Genomic DNA, 25662 nt, shown 5'->3' with positions numbered 1-25662 from the left:
TACATGCCTATCAGTGCTATGCAACAAAGCCATCCTGATTTGAAGGAAAAAAGCAAACTGCTAACTAGCTATAAAGGTGTTGGACGGAAAACCGCAAGTATCCTACTCATAGAGGTACCTGAACTTGGCAGGTTAGATAATAAGGAAATAGCTTGTCTAGTTGGAGTTGCACCAAAAACTAGTGAAAGCGGAAGGAAAGTAAGCAAGGCCCAAGTCATAGGTGGCAGATTTTATGCTCGAAAAGCATTATACATGTCTGCTGTGGTTGCAATGCGTCATAATAAAAAAATGAAAGTATTTTACCAGCGTTTAGTTGACTCCGGCAAAGCCGCTAAAGTTGCTTTAGTTGCTGTAATGAGAAAAATCATCATTTGTTTAAATGCTATGATAAAAAACAATAATTTTTATCTTGATGTTTAAGACGGTAGATGCCAGTGTCTGGACACTGGCATCACACCCTATGGCTACTCAGATAATGGATAAATTATCATAATCCCTTACCTATCGAACGTTTTCAAATTCAATCAATTAAGCAGTATGCAAACCAAACTAAAAAACCATTTAACTGGAGAATTACTTACCATCGCTACTTGCTGGAAATTAACACTTGTAAGTGGGGAGGTAATGGGATTCACTGACTATGATAAAGATTTAAATCTCAATAATATACTCTATAAATCTTCAAGCGGTTTTATAGCCAGCAGTATAATATTAAATAGCGATTTGAGAACTGATAATCTAGAAATTGAAGGAATATTAAATAGTGCTGATATTAAAGAAAAAGATGTTTTATCAGGAAGGCATGACTTTGCAAATATTGAAATATTTCTTGTGAATTATAAAGATTTGAGTCAGGGAATTATGAATTTGCATGCAGGAACTTTTGGTAAAGTAACATTAAATAGTGGGAGGTTTATCGCTGAAATTAGAGGTCTTGCGACAAAGCTTGAGAGAAGCATAACAGAGCTATATTCTCCTGTATGCAGGGCACAATTTTGCGATGATAGATGTAAAGCTGATGCTAAAAAGTTTAGTAGAATGAGCACAATTACTAAAGTGATAGATGAAAGAAGATTTGAAGACACTAATTTAATCGAAAGCGATGGATATTATAAGCACGGAGTGGTAAAATTCTTTAGTTCAGCAACATTTGAAGTTGTAGTTAAAGAATACAAAAATAAAGTAGTTACATTATTTGCTTCTCCTCCATATCAAATTTCTACCGGAGATAAATATTCGATACTTGCAGGTTGTGATAAAGCGTTTTTAACGTGCAAAAACAAGTTTAACAATACTGTGAATTTCCGTGGCGAACCATATATACCAGTTGTTTAGCAGCATAATTTTTAATATTATGAATAAGTATGGAAAGGTGGCTGAGCGGTCTAAAGCACACGCTTGGAAAGCGTGCACATATGAAAATATGTCGGGGGTTCGAATCCCCCCTTTTCCGCACATTATTTCTAGTATAACATAGGATTTTCCGTTTTGTTCTTGAACGTAATAACCATATAGCATTAGCACTTCAGCTCCGCAATTTTTCAGAGTCATCTACGTCAACAAAATAATAGAGTTATCAAGTTGCAGAGCCTTCTTGATTTTTGATGACGAAGAGTAGTTGTTATCATAGAAATACATCCAGTAGCCAGCATACCTTCCCTATTCCTAACAATATCTTGCAATACTATACTTAGTATGTGTCATTTCTCACGAGCATCAGCAAACTGCTATATACTTAACCTACCATAATATGTCAATACAATTCTTTATTGAAAATTCCGGAAAACAAGAGAAGCCTCACGCTTTTTACTGTATCTGCTACAGAACAGAAAATGAATCTGCGAGAGTATAGAAACTATCTCCAATATTTTTTAATGTACTCTTTATGTCACTAGCTTGTGAAGGATATTCAGAACTCTGAGATTTCTCTGGAGCTTGATATTGTCTATTGCATCTGGCCTTGCACATAGATTTATCGAGTCCTTCGTACCATTTAGTGTAGTCACTTTCACACTGTCTATGGCACCAGTAATGTCCATCAAATGGATCATGGTTCAGTACTTCTCCCAGATGTACCCGTGTTACTCCATGTTGTATTAATTGATCCTTCAACTCTTGTTCTGGAGCTTTGAATATATTATCTCCCCACCTTCCTGAATTTGTAGCAACAATACCTCTTTGTAAATTAGATACCATAACATTCTCCTTAATTAAAAAATTAACATAGTTATAACATATAAGCATTAATACTATATTAACAATAGTATGATTGCTTTTATTGAAAATTTCGGAAGACAAAAGAAGCCTCACACTTTTTTGATATTAAACCTGTACCTTCTACAGAACAGACGCTGAATCTGCAAGAGCATAGAAATTGTCTCCAATACCTCTTAATGTATCACTTACATCAATAGATGCTGACTTTTGTGAATCAGATGGGGAAGCCTGTAAATCACACTTGAGTTTGCATAGTGCCTCACCGGGCACAGTCCATGAATTTTTTTCACAGTTGTTGAGGCAATTGCGATGCCATGCGCTCACATACTGTACATCCAACTTTTGTTGTAAATCTACTCCTATTTTTTCACTCTGTAAATTTCCTAACATAATATTCTCCTTAATTAAAAAACTAATATAATATTAACATATCAGTATTAATATAATATTAATACTGATATAATTACTTCGCTTTCTTTATTGAAAATTTTAGGAAAATGTTGTATAATTATTAGTAGATTTCGGTAAAACTTATGGCAAACGCTAATTTAGCTTTCAGTAAAGAAACTTTACAGCATCTTACTGAGTTATCTGAACTTACTAAGCAACCCGCTCAAGAACTAGCAGAGAAACTACTCAAAGAAGCAATAGATAGTGAAATGGAAGATTTTTTGCTATCTGTGGTTGCTGATCAATATGATGTTGAAGGTGCAGAAACAGTTGATTACAAAGATGTAAAGTGGAGATCAAGTGGACTACAAGATTAAATTTTTGAAGAATGTCACTGAAAAAGATCTTCCAGCTTTACCGATAAAAATAGAATCAAGAGTAAATAAAGCAATACAGGAACGCCTTACAGTCGATCCATTGGTGAGCCTTTATACCATAGCTTTAAAGGGTTTAGAAGACTAAGAGTCAGCGATTACCGTATTATGTATTGTGCAGACACCAAAAAACATGAAGTAACTATTATTACAATAGGACATAGGGATACCATTTACGAGAAAGCTTTGAAGGTACTTAAGAACTATGTTTTTCAATAATCGTTAAGTTACGTAAGTAAATTATAAATATTATATTATACACCTCTCCTTCCTCTTCACCTTAGGTGGCTTTGCTCAGCTCAAAAATAACTCATTTTTTGACTATACCCCTATAATTTTACTACTCTACAGACTATAAAATCGATGCTAATAACGAATTAGAGATAAACGTTGCAAAGAATCGCAGTGGCTCAACCGGAAAGGTTACAGTAAGTTAATACTGGAAGGATATTAGTATGGAGCCTCAGACTCGTAAATGTCTTTTCTGTGTTTTATTGAAACACTTCATACTTTGCAGCATTTACATGATACGATAATCGCCAGTTCTCAGTCTTCTGTATCCTTTGAGTTTGTAACAAAACGATTCACCAAAATCAATTGGATTAACTGTAAGTCGCTCTTTTACTATCTCTTCAACTCTTAACTTTATTGTTTTTGGAAAAGCTCTTCTTACCAACATTTTTCAGGAATTTAATCTTATCGCGCTTTAGTCCCACCTATAGTGGTAAGATTATCTACTTATTCTTATATGGGAATTTACCAATTGTTAAGATGCTCAGTGTAATAAAAACATATTCTAATAGTATGGAAAAATAAAATGAATTTTGAAAAATATGTAAAGGATGGCGTTATAAATTTATATGATTTGCATAACGACACAAGTAACAAAGAAATATGTAAGCTTATCAAATTTATAAAAGAAAGAACAGATATAAAAGAATTTGGTTTTGGAGATCATGATACTAGTCATAACATAAAATCTAGAAGAGGTTACAATATTAGTAATAACATGAAACTTAGGTGCATAGGTGTAGGAATTGGTTTAGTTGCTGGTCTAGTTGCAGCATGTTGTTTATGGCAAGAAACTTTAGCTCTTATTGGCGGTTCTGGTGTAGTGTTGATTGCATTTGCTATAGGTAACCGTTCACGCAATGGCGTCAACTTAAGAGCCTTCATTAGCAGACTCTCCTAAAGACATGATGGCGTTTAGGCTTATCAACTTTGTCCATTCACGGTATAAGAAAGTAGTTTACAAAAATTGCATAATTAGTATAAAAAACAATAAACTAGATAGATGAGGGGTTGATGATAGAGGTGCTACAAGAAAAGATTGTGGTATTGGAGTCAGAAGTTGGTACTCTGAAAGCAGAGAATGATAAGTTAAGGACAAAAATAATTGAGCTAGAGGATAAGCTGGGTTTAAATTCAAAAAATTCATCGCTGCCACCATCGCAAGATGTATATCGCAAAAAGACAAAAAAGAAGAGCGATAAAAAACCAGGCGGGCAGCCAGGACATGAAGCGCACAAGCGGGAATTGATGGTAGCAGATGAGGTGGTAAAATGTTCAATTGATACAATTTGCATGTGTGGAAGCCAAGTTATTTTAGAAGAAGAAACTGTGCATCAAAAGGTTGAATTGCCAAAAATTAAACCGATAGTGACTGAATATAGGCTACAAAAAGGCTACTGTAAGGCGTGTAAGAAAAGGATCTCAGCTAGTCTGCCTGAAGGTGTGACAAGGGATCTTTTAGGAGCTAAAGCAAAAGCAGTAATTAGCAGTTTTAGTGGATTTTTTATCAATTCAAAAAGGGAAGTACAGCAAATTTTGAGCAGCATATTTAATCTGAATATAAGCCTAGGTTTGGTATCAAAGACCGAGGGTAGAGTATCAGAAAAATGTATATCTGAATACGAAAAAATAAGAGAAGAGCTACGGAAAAGCAAGTATTTACATATAGATGAAACAAGCCATAGGAACCAGGGAAAGAAAGGTTGGAGTTGGGTAGTAACGAATAAAACAGCAACACTTATGAAGTTAGTTGGATCTCGCGGAAAGAAGATATTAAAAGGGCTATTGCCAGAGTATGATGGAATAGTTATAAGCGATAGGTATGCTGCGTATAATTACTTTAATCGTGAAAACAGACAGATATGCTGGGCCCATTTAGCAAGGGACTTTGAAAGGTTTTTTTACAGTAAAAATGTTGAAGTGAGCAGAATTGGCGCAGCATTAAAATCGCTGAGCAACAGGGTATTTGTGGTAGATAGAGCACGTAAACAAAACCTGATAGACAATTTAAGATTTTTCCGGTTAATGAGGAAGATTCGAAAAAGGGTGAAACATTTTTTGCGAGAGATAACAAGGGTTGCAAAAGGAACTCAGGCCTCGAGAATGGCTGCCAATATACTACGTTCTGAAGATATGATGTGGAGATTCGTGCGCAATCCTGATCTGATCGAGACAACCAATAACCTTGCAGAACGTCAGGCTAGACGGTACGTCATTTATCGTAAAAATAGTTTTTTCACTTGGTCAGAACGTGGAGAAAAGTTCATTGAAAGAATGCTTTCGATATTTTTGACTGCACGTTTGAATGATCAGAATCCTGTCCAGAAACTACAGAATTTAGTCGCTATTCCTGCCTAATTGGGAATATTCCGTGAACGGTTACTGCTATAGTTGGTGCGTTACTTGGAGCTGGAGCGAGCTATGTAGTAGGTAAATGTCTTGATAAAATTGAGGTTAGTAAGTGTGCAATAAGCAGATGTTCTTAGAGGTTCGTATTGAATTCTAGCTTTCTTTCAATACTTAAAGATTTACAATCAGAGCAAACCACTTGGCCACGTGGAACTGATTTCAGCTCATCAGTTGAAACTTTACTTGAGCAGAATATGCATTTTATTTTATCACTTGGGGCGAGTGAGTGATCAACAGCAATTCTATCATCAAAAACAAAACACTCGCCTTCCCAATTACCACTTTTATTACCAGTTTTTTCAAGGTAGGAAAGAATACCGCCTTTAAGGTGATAAACATCGTTAAATCCAAGGCTTTTCATATATGCTGTAGATTTCTCGCATCTGATTCCACCAGTGCAGTACATAGCCATCAACTATGTTTTTTAAAATTTTTTGAATTTAGTCTCATTTGTTGATAATTTTGTATTTTTATTCAATTGAAAAATGTATTTTGGCAACAAAAACCCTAGTTTATACAGAAAGAAATTTATATCAAACAGCAAGCACTGCTTAGATTTTATGGTTAACGAATATGTGCTTTAAATGTGTGTAGACGCACATATTCGTTAACCTATTTTCTATACAGATTTTTTATTTCATATTAATTGCTTCTTTAAGTCTTGCATTGGCAATTACTATGATTTTTCGCATTAGAGCTGTTATAGCTACCATCTTCTTTTTACCTCTACCAATAAGATCAGAATAAAAAGCACCAAGTGCAGATTTAGATCTTGCAGCAGCCATAGCAGCTGTGAAAAGCTTTGCACGAACATTGCTCCTACCACCTGTTATCCTTCGGTAACCAATAGTTTTACCGCTTTCTTTTGGATGTGGAGCAACTCCAGCAAGACTTGCAACTTCTTTTTTGTTTAGGTGGCCAAGTTCTGGCATTAGACACACAAAAACTTGTGATAACTTGAGACCTATTCCTGGCACTGTTCTCAAGATCTTTTGACGCTTTTGTAACTCTGGATTTTTATCAATAATTCTTTGTATGGCATCGTTGAACTCATTTATCTGACTGGTAAAAAAGTCTATTGTTTTTTGGCAACTTTCCTTTATATAGTCGTTTTCAGGTGCTGCAAGCCTACATTTCTCTTGAGTTCTCATTTGTGTAATGTCATCACGACGTTGACAGAGTGCAACTAAGGCGGTTTGTTCTTTTGACATAGGCACAAATAGAGATAGAGCACTATAGCGTTCAAAACCATATTGAGCAAGGGCTCTTGCATCTGATTGATCTGTCTTTGCTAAAGTTCCATGTGATATGATAAAACTTTTTACTTTACGAGTATTAGCTCGATGTACAGCAACATTCTTATCAACAAGAAAATGTGCTAAGCCAAGCTCATATTTTCCAGTGTTTTCTAAAGTTACTAGAGAATTAGGTAGGATATCTGAAAATTTTTGAAACAACTGTTGCCAACCAGTAGCATCATTGTCAAACTTGATAGCGCTCCTTTGGTTATAAGCTGCAGCAACATTTTTAAATTTTCCGATATCAATGCCAATGAAATTTTGATAAGATGTAATCATAATAAATAACCTCGATAGTTTAATTAATTTAAGATTGTAAACGGGTGCATACATATGTCCCATGCAACTATTCAAACGTATCGAGAGATGGGGCTAGTTTACCTTGATGGCTACGGTTGTAATACCAACTTTCATTCGGTCGCACACGCCCGTGATAGCCCTATTCCTATAGTGAGTAGGGTTATCTTTCCCTCTTATCTCTTTTATATCACATTTTTAACTTACAACTTTTATGTGTTATGATAAGCTTAAATTTATAAAGAAAATAAAATTGAAAGAATTGAGAGAGAACCGGATAGCAAGAACGAGAAAGTTTTTATCTTCACTGTTTTTTTTGCTACTAATTGCGCTATCAATACGTAGTTTTTTATTTGAGCCATTTCATATTCCTTCTGGTTCAATGAAAAGCACTCTACTTGAGGGAGATTATATTTTTACTAGTAAATATTCATATGGTTATAGTAAACACTCTTTTCCATTTCCTCCAAACATCTTTAGCGGTAGAATCTTTTATACCCCTCCGGAGCGTGGTGATATAATAGTTTTCAAGCCTACAAGAAATGACAGCATTAGATTTGTTAAGCGGGTAATAGGAATACCTGGCGATAAAGTGCAAATGATAGAGGGGGAGTTATATTTAAATGATCAGAAAGTAAAGCGAAGACAAATTGAAAATTTTTTTGATTATGAGTCAAAGCGTAATATAGCAAGATACATCGAAACACTCCCGAGCGGCAAGGAGCATGAAATTCTAATAGATAATCTTTCTAATAAGTTATCATACAATACTCCAGTTTATTATGTGCCTGATGATCAATTTTTTGTTATGGGAGACAATAGAAATAATTCTTTTGATAGCAGGTTTTCTGAAATTGGGTTAATACCAACTGAAAATATAGTTGGGCGCGTAAGCATGGTTGGTTTATCGTTTAAATTAGGCAAAGTTGATTGGTTGCCGTTTGATTTTAGGTTACCTATTGCTCTGAGATTTGACAGGGTACTTCACAAAGTTTTATGAACTCTATCTGTCTGCTGATTCGCATAATTCTAAAGCAGAGTTTTCTAACTCAGAGATAGCATTATTAATGTTGTCTAAGTCATTTTCCTGTAAAGCGTCTTTTGCGTTCTGTAGTAAAATTTTTAACTTTTGCTCAGTGGAAACATTTTCAACTAGATGTATGAGCTTGTTACCGTTAATTTTAGCCTCTGCAAGGGAACGAGCCTTCATGTCTTCATCAAAGTTACTTACTGACTGATTGACCATATCTTGAATATCTTCTTCACTTAAGCCAGAGCTTGAATTTATTTCAACTGTCTGTTCGACTCCAGTAGTTTTTTCTCTTGCAGTGACAGTCAATATTCCATCAATGCTAACTGTAAATCCTATTTCAACTTGTGCAGAACCTGCAGGCAATTGTGGTATACCTTTGAGTTCAAATCGTGCTAGAGATTTATTATCTTTTATCATTTCACGTTCTCCTTGACAAACGTGAATTTTCATTGCTGTTTGCCCGTTAGCGTAAGTTGTAAACTCTTTTATTTCTGAAACTGGTAGTGGTGTATTTCTTGGTATAATTTTTTCAACTATTCCCCCCATAGTTTCTATGCCAAGTGATAAAGGCAGCACATCAAGGAGAATATTCCTATCTTTTGAGTTTGAAGTTAAATAATGAGCCTGCAAAGCTGCCCCATTGGCAACTGCTTTGTCCGGATCCACATCATTCAGCACTTTATTGCCAAAGAGTTTGATTAGTGAATTTTGCACTAATGGCACTCTAGTTGCGCCACCAACTAAAATTACCCCTTTTATATCATCGATTTTAAGATCTATGTTGCTTATAGTACGAGTAACTATATTTATAGTCTTATTAACCAAAGGACTGATTGCTTGCTCGAATTCTTCTTTGGTAATTTTGCACTTAAATAATTCACCATTGATGCTGAATTCAAAAGTGCCAGAGGTATCTTCACTTAGGTACTCTTTTATAGCACGTATATTGCAGATACCAGTTTTAGTGTATGAATGTTGTAATTTGTAGGTAGTTGTATCAGATGGTGTCATTCCAGTGCTTGACACTGGAATCCAGTTCTTATTATATAACTTTCTGGTGTGTTCACTTGCAATCAAACTTTCTGGATCCCAGTGTCGGAGCACTGGGATGACACTAGAGCATTTTTTATTTAAACCTACCTGTTCTCTATACTTTTTAAGCACGATTAAACTAAGTAGATGATCAAAATCATCACCGCCAAGTTTAGTATCACCACCAACTGCAAGAACTTGAAACACTCCTTGATGTAATTTTAATATTGAAATGTCAAATGTTCCACCACCGAGGTCATAAACTGCATATATGCCACTGTTATTGTTCTTTTCAATGGAGTAAGAAAGTGCTGCAGCGGTTGGTTCATTAATGAGGCGAAGAACATCTATGCCAGCTAATTTTGCTGCATATTTGGTTGCGTTACGTGCTGAATCATCAAAATAAGCTGGTACAGTAATCACTGCTTTGTTAACTTTCATACCTGTGAATTTTTTTACCCTCTCACATAGAGCTTTTAATATCTCAGCAGAGATTTCAATAGGAGTAAGATACTTTTCCTCTGAGCATTTTACTCTAATGATTTTTTCACTTTCGTTGTCTATTTCACAACTGATATTTTCTTTATGCAAGTCTTTAACACTTTTACCCATTAAGCGTTTTACAGAGCAGATAGCATTCTTGCTAACATCGTAGCCTACTTTTAGTACATCATTTTCATATGAAATGACGGAAGGCAGTAACTCACGTTCTTGTTCATCTTTAAATATTTCTACATTGCCAGCTTTATTTACCATGGCAATTAAAGAGTTAGTAGTTCCAAGATCTATACCAAAAACTACCTCATTTGAATTTGGTTCAGAAATTTGAACTGGCCGCATTTTCCTTTATCTCCTCAAATGACTTATATAAATATCTCAATCTAAAAACTTGCGTAGCAGCTTCATCAAAATTTTTTGTAGCAAAAGCATTAATTAGGTTTTTAGTACAATCTTTTACCTTTTCATCAATCATCCTACTTGCAAATTGTAAATCATCGCAGTCTAGAAAGTATTCTCTTATTTCCATTGATTCATTTAATATTTCAGGATCAAGATGCTCTTTTTTGCTTTGTACGTCAAAAAGATCCAACAAATGTTCGGCACGCTTTAGCGGTGACTTCAGTACCTGATAAGCTTTGTTGATACTTTCCATATTTTTGGACTCTCTTTCATTTATATCAGTTTTGCTTAGCTCAATATATTTTTTCTCCAGCTCATCAAAGCTGATGTTAAAAGCCGGTTCAATTCCAAATAATGTGAAATGGTTGCTAGACATGAAAACTCTCTCCACAACCACATTTTCCTTTCTCATTAGGATTTTTGAAAATAAAACCTGATGAGAATTTTTCCTCTACATAATCCATTTCAGAGCCAAGGATAAACATGATAGATTTTGGATCGATCAGCACCTTGACTTTTTGATCATCACTGCAGCTTTCTTCAATTACCGACTCCAAAGGACGAACATCATATGCATATTCAATATCATATTTTAAACCAGAGCATCCTTTTTGCTTAATTAGAACTCTTATTCCTATTGCTTCTTCAAGGTTAGCATGCTTCTTTTTGTCCAATAAAAACCTTACCCTCTCTACTGCATTTGCAGTTAGAGTGATAGGTTTTTTAACAGAATTTACTCCTTGAAATTCACTCATATTCCTCAATGTTTTTGTTTATTTTGATAATCATGAATAGCAGCTTTTATAGCATCCTCAGCAAGTACTGAACAGTGTATCTTTACTGGCGGCAAAGACAATTCTTCCACTATTTGAGTATTCTTTATCTTTGTTACATCCTCAATAGTTTTTCCTTTGATCATTTCTGTAAGCAAAGAACTTGAAGCTATAGCAGAACCACAACCAAAAGTTTTAAATTTTGCGTCTTCAATAACACCTTTGTCATTGACCTTTATCTGCAATTTCATTACATCACCACACGATGGTGCACCCACCAAGCCAGTACCAACATTTGGATCATTTTTATCTAAAGAACCAACATTCCTTGGATTTTCATAATGATCTAAAACTTTCTCATTATAACTCATAAAACTACCTGTAAACCATTACTTACATTATAACATATTTAGATTAAAAACTAAAGTAAAATACACTAGCAAGCGGTACATTTTACTCACAAAATATATGAGTTACGAGTGTATTTACTTTACAAATACATATAGTGCATGTCATTCTTTATATGGTAATTTTGAAAGGAGTATTTCTTGAGTTTATTCAGTAATCTTTATCAAGGACTATTAAAAACCTCCTCCCGTTTTAGTGATGGAGTAAAAAATATTTTTTCTGGCAAAAAAAAATTAGATCAGTCGCTTTTAGATGATCTGGAAGAGCTGCTGATTAGCATGGATATAGGTCATAAAACTTCTAGATTGCTTATTGATAAGCTCGCAAGTATCAAATTTGAATCAAAAGTTGAACATAACATTATCACACAGCAGTTAATGAGCGAAATAGAAACAATATTAAACCCTGTTGTGCAGCCGCTCATTTTGAATAAAAAACCACACATAATAATGGTATGCGGAGTGAATGGTAATGGAAAAACTACAACTATAGGTAAACTTGCCTATAAATATAAGGAAAAAGGAAAATCCGTTATGCTTGTTGCGTGCGACACATTCAGAGCTGCTGCGAGTGAGCAATTAAATATTTGGGCAGAACGTTCTGATTGCTCTATTGTTACTGGAGAGCACGGTAGCGATTCTGCAAGTGTGGCATATAGAGCTGTAAATCAAGCGATAAAAGATAGCGTTGATGTTGTTTTAATTGATACAGCGGGAAGGCTACAAAACAATGTAAATCTCATGCAAGAGCTGTCAAAAATACATAGAACGATAAAGAAATTGGATGATACTGCTCCTCATGATGTTATTTTAGTTCTTGATGCAACTACTGGCCAAAATGCTTATAGCCAATTAGAGGCCTTTAGTAAAATGGTTGGTGTTACCGGGTTAATTGTAACAAAGCTAGATGGTACTGCCAAAGGTGGAGTAGTGATTGGGCTTGCAGAAGCTTATAAGGTGAAATTACACGCTATAGGAATTGGTGAAAGTATAGAAGACCTGAGGGAATTTACTGGCAAAGAGTTTGCTGAAGCGCTGTTTAAATGTGATTGAAGATCTCTTTAATTTTCTCATATGACCAAGCTTAATTATCATGAGAAGCCGTTTTTAGATGTTATCATTCCAGTACTTCCTATTTGAGTAGCCTTTTCTTGTCATCCCAGTCTGGGATCCAGATTGCAAGTGGGTTGGGTGAGCCGTTAACGTATAAAAATTACTTCCGCATATTTTCAATCTCATTATAATTACAAATAGAGATATTTTAAGAGCTCAAAATCTATCTTTAGTCTGCAGACTTTTTAATCAAACTTATTAAAGAATGTATTCTTCAGTGTATATCTGTCGTATGTGCACTGCATTTTTTTCTAACTCTTTTTTACACAGGAGGATTTTATGTCCAGAATTCCAGATACTTGACCTTTACTTTAGCTAAAAACCAACTGGTACCTATGGTTTTAGAAAGTGTAGGAAATAGAAACGTTTCTGTTTTTTGAGTAATTAAAAACCACTTCAGCTTGTCACTCATGCCTAAAAAGTTATTATATTAATGTAATATTGATACTTGTATACCAACATAAATATATTTTAAAAATTTAAGGAGTATATTATGACAATGTCTACCACAAATTAGTGAGAAATTAGCAGCTAGAGCAAAAAGTCTCTTTGATGAGAGCAAAAAATTATTGCTTATAGCAGAGGAAATATATAATCAAGATCCAATGAATTTTTAATTACAGTAAAAACAGTAAAAAAAGAAGCCAGTGTCACCTACTCAGATGACATTATGGAAGCTGGGATAACATCCTTCCCACAAGCAAAATGTTCATGCAGATAATATTTAACTGTGATTGAAGATCTCTTTTAACTCTTTTATATGACCAAGCTTAATTATCTCAATATCATGAGAAGAATAATTGCCATTTTTAGGCATAATCGCTTTTTTAAATCCTAATTTTTGTGCTTCCCTTAGCCTGAGATCAGCATGCGAAACATTCCTAATTTCTCCTGAAAGTGCAACTTCACCGCAGATTATTGAAGAAGTTGGTAGCGGTAAATTTACTAAACTTGAAATAAGGGAAGCAGCAACAGCAAGATCAGCTGATGGTTCCTGTATTTTGAGTCCTCCTGCAATGTTTAGGTATACTTCTTTATCATGCAAAAACATTTTACAACGAGCACTTAGAACCGCGATTATCATAGCTAATCTATTAATATCCCAACCAACTACTGCTCTTCTTGGAGTTGCCATATTAGTCCTTGCTATTAATGCTTGCACTTCCATTAAGATTGGTCTTGAGCCTTCAACTCCTGCAAATACGGCGCTGCCAACTACTTCTCTATCATGTACGGTCAAGAATAATGATGATGGATTATCAACAGGCATGAGTCCTGCTTTAGACATCTCAAAAACACCAATTTCATTTGCAGGGCCAAATCTATTTTTAATAGTACGTAAAATGCGATATTGATTACTATTTTCACCCTCAAAATATAGTACTGTATCTACCATATGCTCCAGGGTTTTAGGTCCCGCTATTTGTCCATCTTTCGTTATATGGCCAACTATTAAGAGAGAAACACCATATTGCTTTGCAAGAACAGTCAATTCATGAGCGCAGGTACGGACTTGAGTTACAGTTCCTGGTGCTGATGTGACTTTGCTATCATACATAGTTTGTATAGAATCAATTATCAAGAACTTAATACTTTTATTTTTCCTTATTGTTGCTACTACATCAGTTAAAGATACTGTAGATAAAAGCTTAATTTTAGGTTCATTTATCTTAAGACGCTTTGCTCTGAGGCTCACTTGCTCTAAAGATTCCTCGCCAGATACATAAAGACATTCAAAAGAGGAAAGTTGTACAACATTAGCTGCAATCCTAAGCAAAAGAGTAGATTTTCCAATTCCAGGTTCACCACCAATTAAAATGCTAGCACCTTGAACGATACCTCCACCAAAAACTCTATCTAACTCTTCTATTCCTGTTAAAAAACGATCGGGGGTAATAATTTCACTATCTGATAACGCTTTTATTGAAATTGGTGCAGATGTACTTCTCGTTTCTGTTTTTAGTACTATTTCTTCGACAACCGTATCCCAACTGTCACATGCAATACACCTTCCTACCCACCTTCCAGTGCTATGACCGCAGAATTGACATACGTATGCAGTTTTCATAAAAGCCAAAATTATAATTGTAATAAAAATTAGCTAAATAAGTGAAATAAATTTAAATAGAGAAAATTACCAATCACACTTTTTATCTTGTGGTTTTATTTGCAATATTGCTACTAAGCTGACTAATAAGCAAAAAATTACATAAAGCCCAGCAGCAAAGTCTATTTTAGGAAACATTATAGTAAACCCAGTGCATATCATAGGAGTAAATCCACCATGCAGGGCATAAGAAATGTTACGTGATAAACTCACACCACTAAATCTAACATTAGTAGGAAAAAGCTCAGCAGTAACTATCCCTATAGGATTAATACCCCTCTCGATTATAGAAAGAGCCATAACACTCAACATGATTATAAGATAGCTTTTATAGTAATATGCAATAGATAACATAGGACAACATAATACCATTGTTATCACTATAAATAAGATTGCAGTGCGTTCTCTTCCTGTTTTATCAGCTAAAATTCCAAGCACTATTGAAGATATCGGCATTAATATACTGGTTATAATGAGTACAACTTCGTTGACATACGTTGTTACATAAGTTTCAACAGACACTATTTCTTTTGCAATTGTTCTAAGAAATATGGTAAATCCAACAGCAACATTAACAGGTACAGATATTAAAATGGCAAGTATCAGGGCTCTTTTATAGCGTTTTGTAAGCTCTATTATTGGTAAATTAGGTAAATTTCTTTGTTCTCGATTTTTTTCATACACTGGAGTTTCTCCTAGTGTATATATACTATATGCGCTTATTAATCCTAAAATGGCTGAAAAAATAAACGGCAGCCTCCAACCCCAAGCGTTAAAATCAGTGGTTTTTTTACAGATGATCACTGCAACCACAGAGAGCAATATGCCAATGGAGCGACCAAAACTTATTATTCCAAAAAACATTCCTAGTTTTTTCTTATTAGGTAAATGCTCTATGAGATAAACAGAGCTACCTCCTTGCTCAGCGCCAAGTGCAACCCCTTGTATCAGATGGATTGTAAGAAGCAACATAGTAGAGGTTATTCCTATTTTACTATAACTTGGAATAAACGCAACGAGACTAGAAGGAATCGATATTAGCAAGATAGCAATCGTTAACGCCATTCTCCTTCCATACCTATCACCAATGTGACCAAATACAGATGCACCAAGTGGTCTTACCATTGCACCCAGTCCTGCAATTCCAAACAATTGCAATATGCTGTAGTAGATATCTTTTGCATAACAAAATTCTCTACTAATTATATTAACCAGATCAATAAAGAGCATATGGTCATACCATATTGCGATTCTACAGAGTATTGTTGCAATCAATACTCTTGTTTGTTGATTGTACACTTAGTTTAATTTGTAAATGTCTACTTATTTTTATTTTGGCTGCTTTTTAGAACTTTGCAACTCAAGCGTATGGCTTATATGTAAATATTATTAAAATTGGAACTTGCATAACCAGCCAGTCTGGGATCAAATAAAAAAATCTGGTCATCCGCTGGAATGACATGGTGGAATGTCCTTCTTGTCATTCCAGTACTCCTTTTCTTGTCATCCCAGTGCTCCGACACTGGGATCCATTTTTCCATCATCAGAAACGTTGATTACTTTTATACTCGTAAATTTAACTGGATCCCAGTGTCGGAGCACTGGGATGACACCTCTCTTAAATTACTTTAGCTACAAATATCAAGAAATTTACCAAGTAGAAAAAAGACAAAAGAAACCCCCTATTAGCTAGCTCTAATCCTGAAAATTGGCCTGTCTTAAACAGCCCGTTTCAGCTTATATGGTTAAAAAACTGGAAGTTTTGTAAAGAAATAAGATGCACATAGTGCAAAAAATTAAAAATAAGACGACAACTGCGTTATGCTTTTGTCGTTTAATCTCCACAGACGAAGATAAATAGTATAGCGTTATCCTTATGATATGTATAACAATGTTACAAAAAATAATATCATAGAATTCAGTAGAATAATTCCTAGAAAACCCCTACATACTAAAAAAAGCAAAATGCTGTTAAAATGAGCTTAAGAATAAATAGCAAACATCTAACATAACAATTCTATTTGTAAATCAGGTGAGGCTTATCCTATAGAAAGCTTTCGAACTACGCAAGCGTATCTTTTGCCTTTAGTATTTCTTTATTGTTTAAGATAACTGTCTGAGCTCCTCTGCCTTAGCATTATATCTCCACTTTCTGCAAGTTATTCCATTAAGTAGTAAAAATATTAGACTTGCCGCAAAACTAAGAAAAAAAGACCAAAGATAGAGCAGATTGAACTTACAGTAAAAATAGAACAAAAAAAACTCCAACAATAAATTATACAAACTTCATCAGGTTAACTTTAACTTAAGAAAACATAAATCAAATTTTCTTGCTCAAAGACCTTGCTTTTTCTCCAACCTTACTCAAACGTACTCTAGCTTAATGCATAATTTTACCCATAAACAACCTTATCTTTGGTACTTTTATTAGTTACAAGTCATCTAGAAAACCCAGATGCTCTACGAAGCCCACCAATCAATATCAGATCCTGCTCTTGTCCTACAGCATTTAATATAGCGTATAACAAAACCATCGCATCTCCCCCAGTAATACGCTTGCATCCTCCACAAAATTCGTATTCACTTAACTGTCGATTTGCCTCCACCCTTTTTCGTTCAACTTGTTCTGCGGTGTTAGCATACTTCAACTCTATTCCAATTGGATGAGTATCATCATTTTCCGCAGATTTTGATAATACTAGGTCTATTTTCCTTCCTCTCTGTAGCTGGAACTCAATAATTACCTTGGCAGGATTATCGCAACTTTGAAATATCCCACGCAACAAAGCCTGAAATTTAGCTTCATTGTTCACGAGTAGACGGTTTCCATTTAATAACGGAGACAACAGACGAGAAATCTCATTAAATAAAACTTCATACCTAGCCCTGTACTCACCATTAACATTACCATCATTACCAAAATTAGGCTCAGCACTCATCAACTGATCTGCAAGTTGATGTAAATTCCTAACATTACCCATTTGTTCTGAAAACCTTCCCTCGAAATAACCTTCACTATGAGAACGTGAGTAAGCACGTAGTGATTCGAATTTCTTTGCAGAAGCCACTTCCAGATGACCCTGGACATCTACTTCACAAAGTACTTGACGCACCTTAGCATCATCTGTGGCTTGAGGCAGTAACGACAGGTTCAATGCCTTGTCTGGTAAAGTCTGCCACTTTAAACGACGAAAAATGTGAAGCACAACAAAACCAATATTTGATAAAAATAGAGCTAAAGTTAACGCATGGCTTACAATATCTGCTGCATCTCCCCTACCACCTGTACGTTTCATTTTCTCTCCCTGAGAGTGGTTAAATAGATACTTGGTAACCCTTACCTCCCGCCCATCATTTGTTTCTAAGTCCCTCCTTGTAGATAAAACATTTCCAAAAACAAACGATGACGTACAGGAAAAAGTGTTACAATGAGGCGATTGAGTGAACTCTGATGCTATGGGTTGTAAAAAACGTTTTACATTTCCCCTAACTCCATTTCCATGAGGATGTAGTAAACCCGGTATTAAGGAAAGACCACCTTCTGAAAAGGCCTGCACAGAAGTTCGGAGACCAGCACCTCCACGTAATTGAAAATTTAACGCTACACAAACAGCACTTGGTGATGAGGTATGAATAGGCAAAGACAAAACAGAACAACTTTTAGCATAATCTTTAGCTTGCTCTAATCCTTCCTCATCACCAACCTTCAACTCAATTATAATTGGAACCGAATCATTTGTCTGATCAACACCACGAACAAGCAAAACAACATCTGCATAACCTTTTCCTATAAGTAGCTCTGGGTAGAAATCAGCCACAGCTCGGTATCTAAAATTTACTAAAAACCCACACAGAAAACCGTGGTAATCAGACTCTGCACGAAACACTAAGCTATCTTCATGTTCATCATGGATATCAATAACATATTCCAAAATTCTTTTAACATTAGTACGCACTTCTCCTGTATCATCATTTGCCAACTCACTCATCAGGTCTAACAATTCACCTTGTTCTCTGATTGGGTTAATTTCATGAAAAATTGGAGCTCCAGGTTCATCACGTTGAGGAAATCTATCTATTTCATGAATAAACCTACATTCTTCTCCAAACCGAAATATTTTATACTCTTCCCAATCCAGATCCTCATCTTCCTGTAATTCTTGTGGAAGATTCTCTTCTACCTGCTGCTTCTCTTCTGCACTAAACCTTGACCCAGGGCTGTTCTCATTATCAGCAACAGTATAACACCTGACTATTCTTCTATTTTCTTTATTAGTGAGAACAGCAACTTTTAGATTTCCATAATTGTCAAAACGAAAATAGACTCTTTCATCTTCAACTAATATACCTGCATCATGTGCAGTAGAAAACATACCAAAAAAGAATGTAGGAAAAAAGCCAGGCTTATTAGACGAATGCAAAAAAGATGGACAGTTGTTTAAAAAACCTACAAATTGTCTACTAAACTCATCACAACCTCCACTTAATAAAGCCCTAACTAATTCACGATCTTCATTATTACCATGCATAAATACTCCTATTTGTTAACAACTGCAGCAGGCGAAATACTAACATTAGTACCCACTAACGTAGATTGAGGACCTTCAGTGCTAGCAGAGAATAAATTCAAATTTCTCGCTGACTTACACAACTCTTCTATTAAATTGCAGGAGCTAGTTGCATCTATCATCTTAGAATTCCTTGTTTTATCTAAACTATTTGCTATCCTCTCTTTTAATGATTTAAAGCTTTTGTCTGAACAACAATCTTTAGCAAACTTTAAAATACTCAAGACCAAATCAACTTTTTCACCATCGCCAGCACTTTGAGTATCCTTGCTGTTCTCCTGATCTACAATCAAATTTGAAATTGCATTTTCCATTGCAACAAAAGCAATCCTATCTTTAAAAGGATCGACAACATTTATTTTATTTTGGTTAAATACACTAGATTCCCAAAGACTGCTAATAGCTGACCTTGCTTCATTCCTGTTATCCAAGTCATAATCTTTAGAAACTACAACAAATGAAAGCGATGAGAGAAGATGTGCATATCCTCTAGGTGAAAGCATTTTCTCTACTTCAGATCTTGAACATCCCTCGCTCAAGTACTGGATAACATACTTAGTTGTGCAAAGAAAACCGTGCTCTACTAAGTAACTAAGAGGACGATAGATCACACCCCTATCTTTCTTATTCGGTAGCCCAAGTAGTGACTTATGATCTACTTTTGCGCTTATGACTTTACCTAGAAGGGAATTTAAGGTAGAAGCAAGTTTATAGCTAGATTGCAATGGAGATAATTTTGCAATAGCAGAAACTAGCAATTTTTCTCTCTCTTCTTTCACTAATTTTTCTTCAGAACACAGACGATTATAGAAGTGTTCCACTCCCTTACTCCACTTGAAATCTACAGCCTTATTAAATCCATCTTCTGCTTCTATATTTTCTCTAAGGTTACCTGATTCTTGATCAATCCAGAAATTGAAAACAGGATCACGTCTTCCCATGGAACTTAACAATTCAACTCTTGCAAGCTTATCACTGCAAGCTAAATTCCTATCTTCCTCACATGCACCTTTATGAGATAAGTCAGATCTAAAAGACTCTAACGCCTTGTCAAATAATTGCTTAATTTCACTCTCTACACACTCAATACATGCTATTTTATATATAGCAAATGGATTCAACACACCTGATTTAGCTAATTCTCCTACCAATTTAGCAACATCTAGTGTCGCACCTGACCAACAAGATTCATCACGAAACGCATTACATAAGAGGTCCGATTGCTCAACGGTTAGACCCTCTACTGTTACAGGGTGAGCCTTGACCCATTCCTCAATAGCTGAAGTTCTATCACCTTTAACAACATCCTTCAGCTTACTTATTACTTTGCTAGAGATAATCTCTTTATTTTTTTTAGGATCAGAACTGAGACGAGATCTTTTGCTTGGGCCTGCATTACCCTTCAAATCTTCCGTTCCACGTTTAGTTTTACTTTTTGGCATCTAATTACCTCAAAATCAAATATTCAATGAAGGTATTATACAAGCATTAGAATAATATATAAATCGAAAAATTAGTGTGCACCTAAATTTAAGCAGTAATTATAGACCTGCTGCAAAAGAGGAGATATTAAAGAGAGATGTAGCAAGAGGGAATGAGCTTAAATTATCAAATCAACGTTATTCTACTTTACCTCACTAGCATTTTCCTTACCTTGAGCCTTACTATTACTCACAAATACAAACGTTCGTTACATAGCTCTTAATATGTCTACAGAGACGAAATTTCCCGAATTATTTATAATGGACCCTTACGATCACATTCTGGGGACGTACATCAGAAAACTTTTATATTATTAGTTTTGTAGTAAAATTATATGAGTACATCGTATCTATTAAATCAAAAGCTTTATGGATTACAGATTGAGAGCTTATTTGTTTGGGGTTATCTGGTTTATACTTAGCTTACTTAGTAGTGTAGCTAATGATACTATATCAAAATATCTAAGTTTACATCTTCAGAGTTTTGAAATAACTTTTTTCCGCTTTCTGTTTACCACTATTACCCTTGTACCTTTTATGTTTTACTATGGAATAGAAGCTTTTAAAACAAGTCAAATATCTATTCAAATAACTAGAGGTGCACTTTTGTTTTGTGGAATGGTCTTATGGACCTATGGATTGACTACTTTCCCCATAGTAACTGCAACGATTATAAGTTTTTCTATACCATTATTTGTTATACTTCTTGCAATCCCTTTACTAAAGGAAAATATAATTTGGCAAAGATGGATAGTAACTATTATTGGTTTTGTTGGTATTGCTATTGCTACCAAAGCTCATAGTGAAGATTTTAATCCTAAAATTCTTATTTTTATTGTATCTGCATTGATCTTTGCTATATTAGATATACTTAATAAGAAACTTGTAATAAAAGAGTCAGTAATAAGTATGTTATTTTATTCAACTCTAACGACAACTATTTTTTCTACTCCACCTTTGTTATTTTATTGGCATATGCCTTCCTTGTCAGAATTAATATTACTGCTGATTTTAGGAATAAGTTCAAACCTAATTCTGTTCTTCATGTTAAAAGCTTTTGCTCTTACTGATGCTACTGCACTTGCACCGTATAGATACATAGAGCTAATAATTTCTGCAATAGTAACATACGTTATATTTAATGAATTACCTGATAAAAGTGCTTTATATGGTACTTTGATATTAATACCATCAACCTTATTTATAGCTTATTCGGAAGGTAAGGCAATTAAGAAAAATAATGTAACAACAAAAGTTTATAATTGTTAATGGTATTTATTTTAGATGCTAAGCTATATTTTTAAGGTGATAATAAAATGCACATAACTATTATAGGAGTAGGGTATGTAGGATTAGTATCTGGTACAATGTTATCTGAGCAGGGCCATAAAGTTGATTGCATTGACATAAATACTGAGAAGATTGAACTTTTGAAATCAGGGAAAATTCCTCTATATGAACCTGGATTAGCAGATTATTTAGAGAATAATATAAAGTCACAAAGGATAAGATTTTTCGATTCGTATTTTCAAATAAATCCCAATACAGAAGTAGTATTTATAACTGTAGATACTCCATCAGACTCCCTAGGAAATGCAAATTTACAGAATGTATATAATGCAGTAAGTGAAGTTTCTGAGAGAGTTAATCAAGATTGCTTAATAGTGATAAAGTCAACTGTTCCTCCTGGTACTGCAGAAAATATATATAATTATTTATCTAATAAGGGCTATAACTTTGATTTGGGGGTTAATCCAGAGTTTCTCAAGCAAGGCTCTGCAGTATCAGATTTTTTATACCCAGATAGGATAATAATAGGAGTAAAAACTAAGCTAGCTAGAGCAAAACTAGAAGTTATATATAGATCATTTATAGATAAGAATATTCCGTTAATAGTCACTGATACAGTTACTGCTGAAATGATTAAATATGCTTCTAATGCTTTTCTAGCAACAAAGGTTGCTTTTATCAATGAGATGGCAGGTTTATGTGAGCTATTAGGAGCAGACATTGACCTTTTAGCTAACAGTATGGGAATGGACCATAGAATAGGTAAGGAATTTCTCAAAGCTGGTCCAGGATGGCTTTGTTGCATAGCTAGTGTTGGTTGAGGTTATTGTAAGGAGAAAAGCTTATGGTTACTAACGCATTTTGTTGTAAAATAGGCATTTTTCAAACAAGTATAACTTATGCCACAAAAAATGAGAGTAAGTAACCAAAGAGAATATAATGAGTTTCTAAAAAAAAGAGGAAATGTTTTTCATTTTGTTAATCAAGCCATAGAAAATTGGTATGAAAATAGTCCAAAAGTTGCAGGTGGCAATAACACTTATAGTGATAAAGTTGTAATTTTAATACACATAATAGTTCATCTTTTTAGAATTGGCTTGAGACAAGCTGTAGGTTTTGTAAAAGGTTATATGGTACAAATAGGCAAAAAACTTAAGATTATCAGCTATACACAAGCTTCCAGAAGATTTAAAAAGCTTAATTTGAAGATTGATGACCATAGAAGCAATAAAGATGATCTGGAAAATGTTGAAATTGCCGTAGATAGCACTAGAGTTAGTATCTACAATAATAACGGTGGGCATAGTAAGCTTAATATTCGAAAAAGAAAATACAGTGGTTATGGTCAAGTAAGAAAATTACATGTTATTTTAAACATAAATGATAAGAAAGCAATAAGCATGAACTACACTAGTGGTGTTGCTGTAGACTATTTGCCGGTCTGCGATATGTTAGAAGAAGTCAGTGATAAATATAACATTTGTTCTATTCGAGCAGATGCGGCTTATGATATAAAAAGTGTGTATAAAGAATGCAGAAAATACAATATTGTGCCTATTATTCGCCCTAGGAAGGATACTAAAATTTGTTTAGCTGACTACTTATCAGAAAGAAACAAGTATATTAGTAGAATTAGGTCATATGAGAATTATGAAGATGGTATTAATGAATGGAAGAAAAAAGTTAAGTATGGAGCACGGTCTTATATTGAAGTCTTTTTCTATAGGTTGAAGCAAATATTTGGGTTTGGCTTGAAAAATAAATCAGAGGTAAATCGTGAAAAAGAGCTGTTAATTAAGTGCTACTTACTGAACAAATTTACTGATATTGGTATGGCTAAATTTAAATTAGCTGCGTAAGTTCATTGTGATTTACATGCCTATCAGTGCTATGCAACAAAGCCACACCGATTTTGGAACCTGGACAAACTGTTATCCTTGATAATGCTACTTTTCATAAGTCTAATAAGATTTGCTAAAGGAGTTGGTGCAGAAATTTTATATCTTCCTCCATATTCTCCAGATTTTAACAAAATTGAACATTATTGGTTTGCTATAAAAAACAGAACCAGGAAAAACATTCCTTTATTCAAATCTTTTCGTCATGCTGTCGATTCTTCTTTCTTATGACCTTTTTGGACTATTATGGGAAGGGCTATACTTCCTCCATTTGGGTTAAGAGATTGTGCGTGAGGGTTGCTCTTGAAGTTGCCTTGCAAGGAAAAAGTCTTTTTCCTCCCGATCTTGGAGTTGCTTTGCAAGCAAGAAATCCTATTGTTCTTGTGTTTGTTTTGCTAAGACTTTATTCTTATTAAGCAGTGGTTAAAATGAGCATGGCTTTTATTATAGAATGCCCCCCCTATAGAAGTATATAGACTATGAAGACTTATCTTACAGGTTGTGGTACTTGTTGTTGATAAAATGTTTTTTCTACACGTGCTTCTTCCACACTGCACCTTCTTGATAAGACTGGCTCCTCAAGGCATTTTATACGTTGCTGTACATCATTAATGCACTGCCCTATAACATCACCAATTTTTCCATCAGCATTTTTTGCCAATAACTCATCAAACTCCCTCTCAATCTCTACTCTCTCAGAGATATCCTTTAAAAGATCACAATATTCCAAAATTTCATCTATCTGAAGTTGTTTTGCTAATAGAAAGTCTTCTTGCTCCTGCTGCTGTTTTATTAACTCTTGAGTTACAATTTTAGCCCTAGAGTAATGATTTCCTTCAAGATATATTGTTTCTCTCTCTTTACTACCCCATAACTCGTCATTTAATTTATAACTCTCACGATTAAACATCTGATTTAGTTGATCATTGTTTATCATTTCAGGATTTGGTTCAAACTTTTGTTGTTTCTCTCTGCCGCTAACTTTACAATGGACATTAATTTCAATGTTAGCTAAAGAAGCTAATAATTGAATTTCTTCAATAAAAGGAAAATAACTTTTACTTTCTATTGCTTCTAGATAGGATTGATAGAGTTCAGGTTTGTCAAGAAATGAGCGTGTAATAAAATCACTTTTATATTCGGCATTATAGTCACTCTCACCAATGCCATCAAGAGCCTCTGCATATTCACTTAGATTAAGCACAGCTTGATTATGCGATATATTAAATTTGCTAACAGCTCTACCTACTAACCTCTTCACATTACCTTCAGCATTTTCAATTTTCCTATTTGTTTGCTTAACCAGACCCTTTATTTTATCAGACTTGCCAGTTAAATCCCCTGGCTTATTAAAAAACATATTAAAAACCTTTTCTAGCTGATCCTTTAAAGGAGCTGGCATACTTAGATCATCTAAAGACGTAAATCGACTTAAAAATTTGTTCCATTCCATTCTCATATCTTGCGCTCTTTCAGCTTTATATGTACCAGAACTGTTATCACCAAACACTGCATGAAAAAAGCAATTGCCATCACCTGCAGTATCATATTTAACTACTTGGTTATTAGAAGGTTCTTTTTCTACATTACTCTCTGAAGTCTTGCGTCCTTTAGCATTTTCAATACTGTCAAAACCATTTGGTAATTTCCGTTTTCTAAGCCCAACCATAATTTCTACCTTAATTCAAGCTATATGTTATTATATTAACTAACTTATTAATAAG

Annotated in this window: 22 protein-coding genes, 1 tRNA gene and 3 pseudogenes; 13 read left to right on the top strand and 13 right to left on the bottom strand. The window is 34.5% G+C overall.

What is annotated here, in order from left to right; all coding sequences use genetic code 11:
• Positions 1-27 precede the first annotated feature (27 nt).
• The 3 genes and pseudogenes from OPR58_RS05925 to OPR58_RS05915 form a co-directional block, all read left to right on the top strand.
• Positions 28-420: pseudogene (locus OPR58_RS05925) on the top strand (transposase); the annotation flags it as partial.
• A gap of 117 nt (positions 421-537) precedes the next feature.
• Positions 538-1335, top strand: a complete 798-nt coding sequence (locus OPR58_RS05920) for a DUF2163 domain-containing protein (protein ID WP_265022228.1) — start codon at positions 538-540, stop codon at positions 1333-1335.
• A gap of 31 nt (positions 1336-1366) precedes the next feature.
• A tRNA-Ser gene (locus tag OPR58_RS05915) sits at positions 1367-1453 on the top strand.
• Positions 1454-1818: 365 nt separating this feature from the next.
• Here the strand turns inward: OPR58_RS05915 and OPR58_RS05910 are convergent.
• Positions 1819-2196: a hypothetical protein gene (locus OPR58_RS05910; RefSeq protein ID WP_265022227.1), complete on the bottom strand. Its 378-nt coding sequence runs from the start codon at positions 2194-2196 to the stop codon at positions 1819-1821.
• A gap of 141 nt (positions 2197-2337) precedes the next feature.
• The gene (locus tag OPR58_RS05905; protein WP_265022226.1) at positions 2338-2607 is read right to left on the bottom strand and encodes a hypothetical protein; all 270 of its coding nucleotides are present in this window, start codon (positions 2605-2607) and stop codon (positions 2338-2340) included.
• 143 nt (positions 2608-2750) lie between these two features.
• On the opposite strand from OPR58_RS05905, the gene OPR58_RS05900 reads away from it, so the two are divergent.
• The 4 genes from OPR58_RS05900 (at position 2751) to tnpC (ending at position 5690) form a co-directional block, all read left to right on the top strand.
• Positions 2751-2984 (top strand): hypothetical protein, encoded by a 234-nt coding sequence (locus OPR58_RS05900; protein WP_265022225.1) that lies wholly within the window; start codon positions 2751-2753, stop codon positions 2982-2984.
• A 165-nt stretch (positions 2985-3149) separates the two neighbouring features.
• Positions 3150-3260, top strand: coding sequence for a hypothetical protein (locus tag OPR58_RS05895; protein ID WP_264375108.1), 111 nt, complete (start codon positions 3150-3152; stop codon positions 3258-3260).
• A gap of 598 nt (positions 3261-3858) precedes the next feature.
• The gene (locus OPR58_RS05890) at positions 3859-4233 is read left to right on the top strand and encodes a hypothetical protein (protein ID WP_265022224.1); all 375 of its coding nucleotides are present in this window, start codon (positions 3859-3861) and stop codon (positions 4231-4233) included.
• Between the two features lie 113 nt (positions 4234-4346).
• Positions 4347-5690 carry an IS66 family transposase gene (gene tnpC, locus OPR58_RS05885; RefSeq protein ID WP_265022223.1) on the top strand — a complete coding sequence of 448 codons (1344 nt, stop codon included), beginning with the start codon at positions 4347-4349 and terminating at the stop codon, positions 5688-5690.
• A gap of 124 nt (positions 5691-5814) precedes the next feature.
• Here the strand turns inward: tnpC and OPR58_RS05880 are convergent.
• Together OPR58_RS05880 and OPR58_RS05875 are read right to left on the bottom strand one after the other, a co-directional pair.
• Positions 5815-6156 (bottom strand): annotated as a pseudogene (locus tag OPR58_RS05880) (hypothetical protein); the annotation flags it as partial.
• Positions 6157-6373: 217 nt separating this feature from the next.
• The gene (locus OPR58_RS05875) at positions 6374-7318 is read right to left on the bottom strand and encodes an IS110 family RNA-guided transposase (protein WP_265022222.1); all 945 of its coding nucleotides are present in this window, start codon (positions 7316-7318) and stop codon (positions 6374-6376) included.
• 232 nt (positions 7319-7550) lie between these two features.
• On the opposite strand from OPR58_RS05875, the gene lepB reads away from it, so the two are divergent.
• Entirely contained in the window at positions 7551-8336 is a 786-nt protein-coding gene (gene lepB / locus OPR58_RS05870; protein ID WP_265022221.1) for a signal peptidase I, read from the top strand.
• Positions 8337-8339: 3 nt separating this feature from the next.
• Here the strand turns inward: lepB and OPR58_RS05865 are convergent, their stop codons facing one another.
• From OPR58_RS05865 to iscU, 4 genes are read right to left on the bottom strand one after another with little or no spacing between them, the layout of a single operon-like run.
• Complete coding sequence (locus OPR58_RS05865; RefSeq protein WP_265022220.1) at positions 8340-10241, bottom strand: Hsp70 family protein; 1902 nt, start codon at positions 10239-10241, stop codon at positions 8340-8342.
• Positions 10219-10677, bottom strand: coding sequence for an iron-sulfur cluster co-chaperone HscB C-terminal domain-containing protein (locus OPR58_RS05860; RefSeq protein WP_265022219.1), 459 nt, complete (start codon positions 10675-10677; stop codon positions 10219-10221). The genes OPR58_RS05865 and OPR58_RS05860 overlap by 23 nt, the downstream gene beginning before the upstream one ends.
• The gene (locus tag OPR58_RS05855; RefSeq protein ID WP_006012614.1) at positions 10670-11056 is read right to left on the bottom strand and encodes a HesB/IscA family protein; all 387 of its coding nucleotides are present in this window, start codon (positions 11054-11056) and stop codon (positions 10670-10672) included. Before OPR58_RS05855 ends, OPR58_RS05860 begins: the two co-directional genes overlap by 8 nt.
• A gap of 5 nt (positions 11057-11061) precedes the next feature.
• Complete coding sequence (gene iscU, locus OPR58_RS05850; protein WP_265022218.1) at positions 11062-11445, bottom strand: Fe-S cluster assembly scaffold IscU; 384 nt, start codon at positions 11443-11445, stop codon at positions 11062-11064.
• A 177-nt stretch (positions 11446-11622) separates the two neighbouring features.
• Between iscU and ftsY the strand changes: the two genes are divergently transcribed.
• The gene (gene ftsY, locus OPR58_RS05845) at positions 11623-12534 is read left to right on the top strand and encodes a signal recognition particle-docking protein FtsY (RefSeq protein ID WP_265022217.1); all 912 of its coding nucleotides are present in this window, start codon (positions 11623-11625) and stop codon (positions 12532-12534) included.
• A 784-nt stretch (positions 12535-13318) separates the two neighbouring features.
• Here ftsY and radA read toward each other — a convergent pair.
• The 4 genes from radA to OPR58_RS05825 all read right to left on the bottom strand — a co-directional run bounded on the left by radA (position 13319) and on the right by OPR58_RS05825 (position 20711).
• Positions 13319-14662, bottom strand: a complete 1344-nt coding sequence (radA, locus tag OPR58_RS05840; protein ID WP_052264751.1) for a DNA repair protein RadA — start codon at positions 14660-14662, stop codon at positions 13319-13321.
• A gap of 66 nt (positions 14663-14728) precedes the next feature.
• Positions 14729-16000 (bottom strand): MFS transporter, encoded by a 1272-nt coding sequence (locus OPR58_RS05835; protein ID WP_265022216.1) that lies wholly within the window; start codon positions 15998-16000, stop codon positions 14729-14731.
• A 1139-nt stretch (positions 16001-17139) separates the two neighbouring features.
• Complete coding sequence (locus OPR58_RS05830) at positions 17140-19230, bottom strand: PD-(D/E)XK nuclease domain-containing protein (protein ID WP_265022215.1); 2091 nt, start codon at positions 19228-19230, stop codon at positions 17140-17142.
• Positions 19231-19238: 8 nt separating this feature from the next.
• Positions 19239-20711 carry a hypothetical protein gene (locus OPR58_RS05825; RefSeq protein ID WP_182183394.1) on the bottom strand — a complete coding sequence of 491 codons (1473 nt, stop codon included), beginning with the start codon at positions 20709-20711 and terminating at the stop codon, positions 19239-19241.
• A gap of 408 nt (positions 20712-21119) precedes the next feature.
• On the opposite strand from OPR58_RS05825, the gene OPR58_RS05820 reads away from it, so the two are divergent.
• From OPR58_RS05820 to OPR58_RS05805, 4 genes and pseudogenes are all read left to right on the top strand, one after another.
• A complete protein-coding gene (locus OPR58_RS05820; protein WP_265022214.1) occupies positions 21120-22019 on the top strand; it encodes a DMT family transporter in 900 nt (299 codons plus the stop codon).
• 47 nt (positions 22020-22066) lie between these two features.
• A complete protein-coding gene (locus OPR58_RS05815) occupies positions 22067-22861 on the top strand; it encodes a UDP-glucose dehydrogenase family protein (protein WP_265022213.1) in 795 nt (264 codons plus the stop codon).
• A 78-nt stretch (positions 22862-22939) separates the two neighbouring features.
• The gene (locus OPR58_RS05810; protein WP_265022212.1) at positions 22940-23899 is read left to right on the top strand and encodes an IS5 family transposase; all 960 of its coding nucleotides are present in this window, start codon (positions 22940-22942) and stop codon (positions 23897-23899) included.
• Positions 23900-23943: 44 nt separating this feature from the next.
• Positions 23944-24169 (top strand): annotated as a pseudogene (locus tag OPR58_RS05805) (transposase); the annotation flags it as partial.
• A gap of 256 nt (positions 24170-24425) precedes the next feature.
• Here OPR58_RS05805 and OPR58_RS05800 read toward each other — a convergent pair.
• Positions 24426-25607 carry a hypothetical protein gene (locus tag OPR58_RS05800; protein ID WP_265022211.1) on the bottom strand — a complete coding sequence of 394 codons (1182 nt, stop codon included), beginning with the start codon at positions 25605-25607 and terminating at the stop codon, positions 24426-24428.
• Positions 25608-25662 lie beyond the last annotated feature (55 nt).

The organism is Wolbachia endosymbiont (group B) of Ischnura elegans, from assembly GCF_947251585.1.
In the GTDB taxonomy this organism is placed as follows: Bacteria; Pseudomonadota; Alphaproteobacteria; order Rickettsiales; family Anaplasmataceae; genus Wolbachia.
Note: the sequence above shows the minus strand (reverse complement) of the source record. Positions and strands in the feature narration are given on the sequence as shown.

Coding starts and splice junctions, on each gene's coding strand:
- OPR58_RS05830 (WP_265022215.1), bottom strand. CDS start 19,230: ATGCATGGTAATAATGAAGATCGTGAATTAGTTAGGGCTTTATTAAGT.
- OPR58_RS05810 (WP_265022212.1), top strand. CDS start 22,940: ATGCCACAAAAAATGAGAGTAAGTAACCAAAGAGAATATAATGAGTTT.
- iscU (WP_265022218.1), bottom strand. CDS start 11,445: ATGAGTTATAATGAGAAAGTTTTAGATCATTATGAAAATCCAAGGAAT.
- OPR58_RS05855 (WP_006012614.1), bottom strand. CDS start 11,056: ATGAGTGAATTTCAAGGAGTAAATTCTGTTAAAAAACCTATCACTCTA.
- lepB (WP_265022221.1), top strand. CDS start 7,551: ATGTGTTATGATAAGCTTAAATTTATAAAGAAAATAAAATTGAAAGAA.
- OPR58_RS05900 (WP_265022225.1), top strand. CDS start 2,751: ATGGCAAACGCTAATTTAGCTTTCAGTAAAGAAACTTTACAGCATCTT.
- OPR58_RS05825 (WP_182183394.1), bottom strand. CDS start 20,711: ATGCCAAAAAGTAAAACTAAACGTGGAACGGAAGATTTGAAGGGTAAT.
- OPR58_RS05820 (WP_265022214.1), top strand. CDS start 21,120: ATGGATTACAGATTGAGAGCTTATTTGTTTGGGGTTATCTGGTTTATA.
- OPR58_RS05905 (WP_265022226.1), bottom strand. CDS start 2,607: ATGTTAGGAAATTTACAGAGTGAAAAAATAGGAGTAGATTTACAACAA.
- radA (WP_052264751.1), bottom strand. CDS start 14,662: ATGAAAACTGCATACGTATGTCAATTCTGCGGTCATAGCACTGGAAGG.
- OPR58_RS05895 (WP_264375108.1), top strand. CDS start 3,150: ATGTATTGTGCAGACACCAAAAAACATGAAGTAACTATTATTACAATA.
- OPR58_RS05920 (WP_265022228.1), top strand. CDS start 538: ATGCAAACCAAACTAAAAAACCATTTAACTGGAGAATTACTTACCATC.
- OPR58_RS05815 (WP_265022213.1), top strand. CDS start 22,067: ATGCACATAACTATTATAGGAGTAGGGTATGTAGGATTAGTATCTGGT.
- OPR58_RS05860 (WP_265022219.1), bottom strand. CDS start 10,677: ATGTCTAGCAACCATTTCACATTATTTGGAATTGAACCGGCTTTTAAC.
- OPR58_RS05890 (WP_265022224.1), top strand. CDS start 3,859: ATGAATTTTGAAAAATATGTAAAGGATGGCGTTATAAATTTATATGAT.
- tnpC (WP_265022223.1), top strand. CDS start 4,347: ATGATAGAGGTGCTACAAGAAAAGATTGTGGTATTGGAGTCAGAAGTT.
- OPR58_RS05800 (WP_265022211.1), bottom strand. CDS start 25,607: ATGGTTGGGCTTAGAAAACGGAAATTACCAAATGGTTTTGACAGTATT.
- OPR58_RS05875 (WP_265022222.1), bottom strand. CDS start 7,318: ATGATTACATCTTATCAAAATTTCATTGGCATTGATATCGGAAAATTT.
- OPR58_RS05910 (WP_265022227.1), bottom strand. CDS start 2,196: ATGGTATCTAATTTACAAAGAGGTATTGTTGCTACAAATTCAGGAAGG.
- OPR58_RS05865 (WP_265022220.1), bottom strand. CDS start 10,241: ATGCGGCCAGTTCAAATTTCTGAACCAAATTCAAATGAGGTAGTTTTT.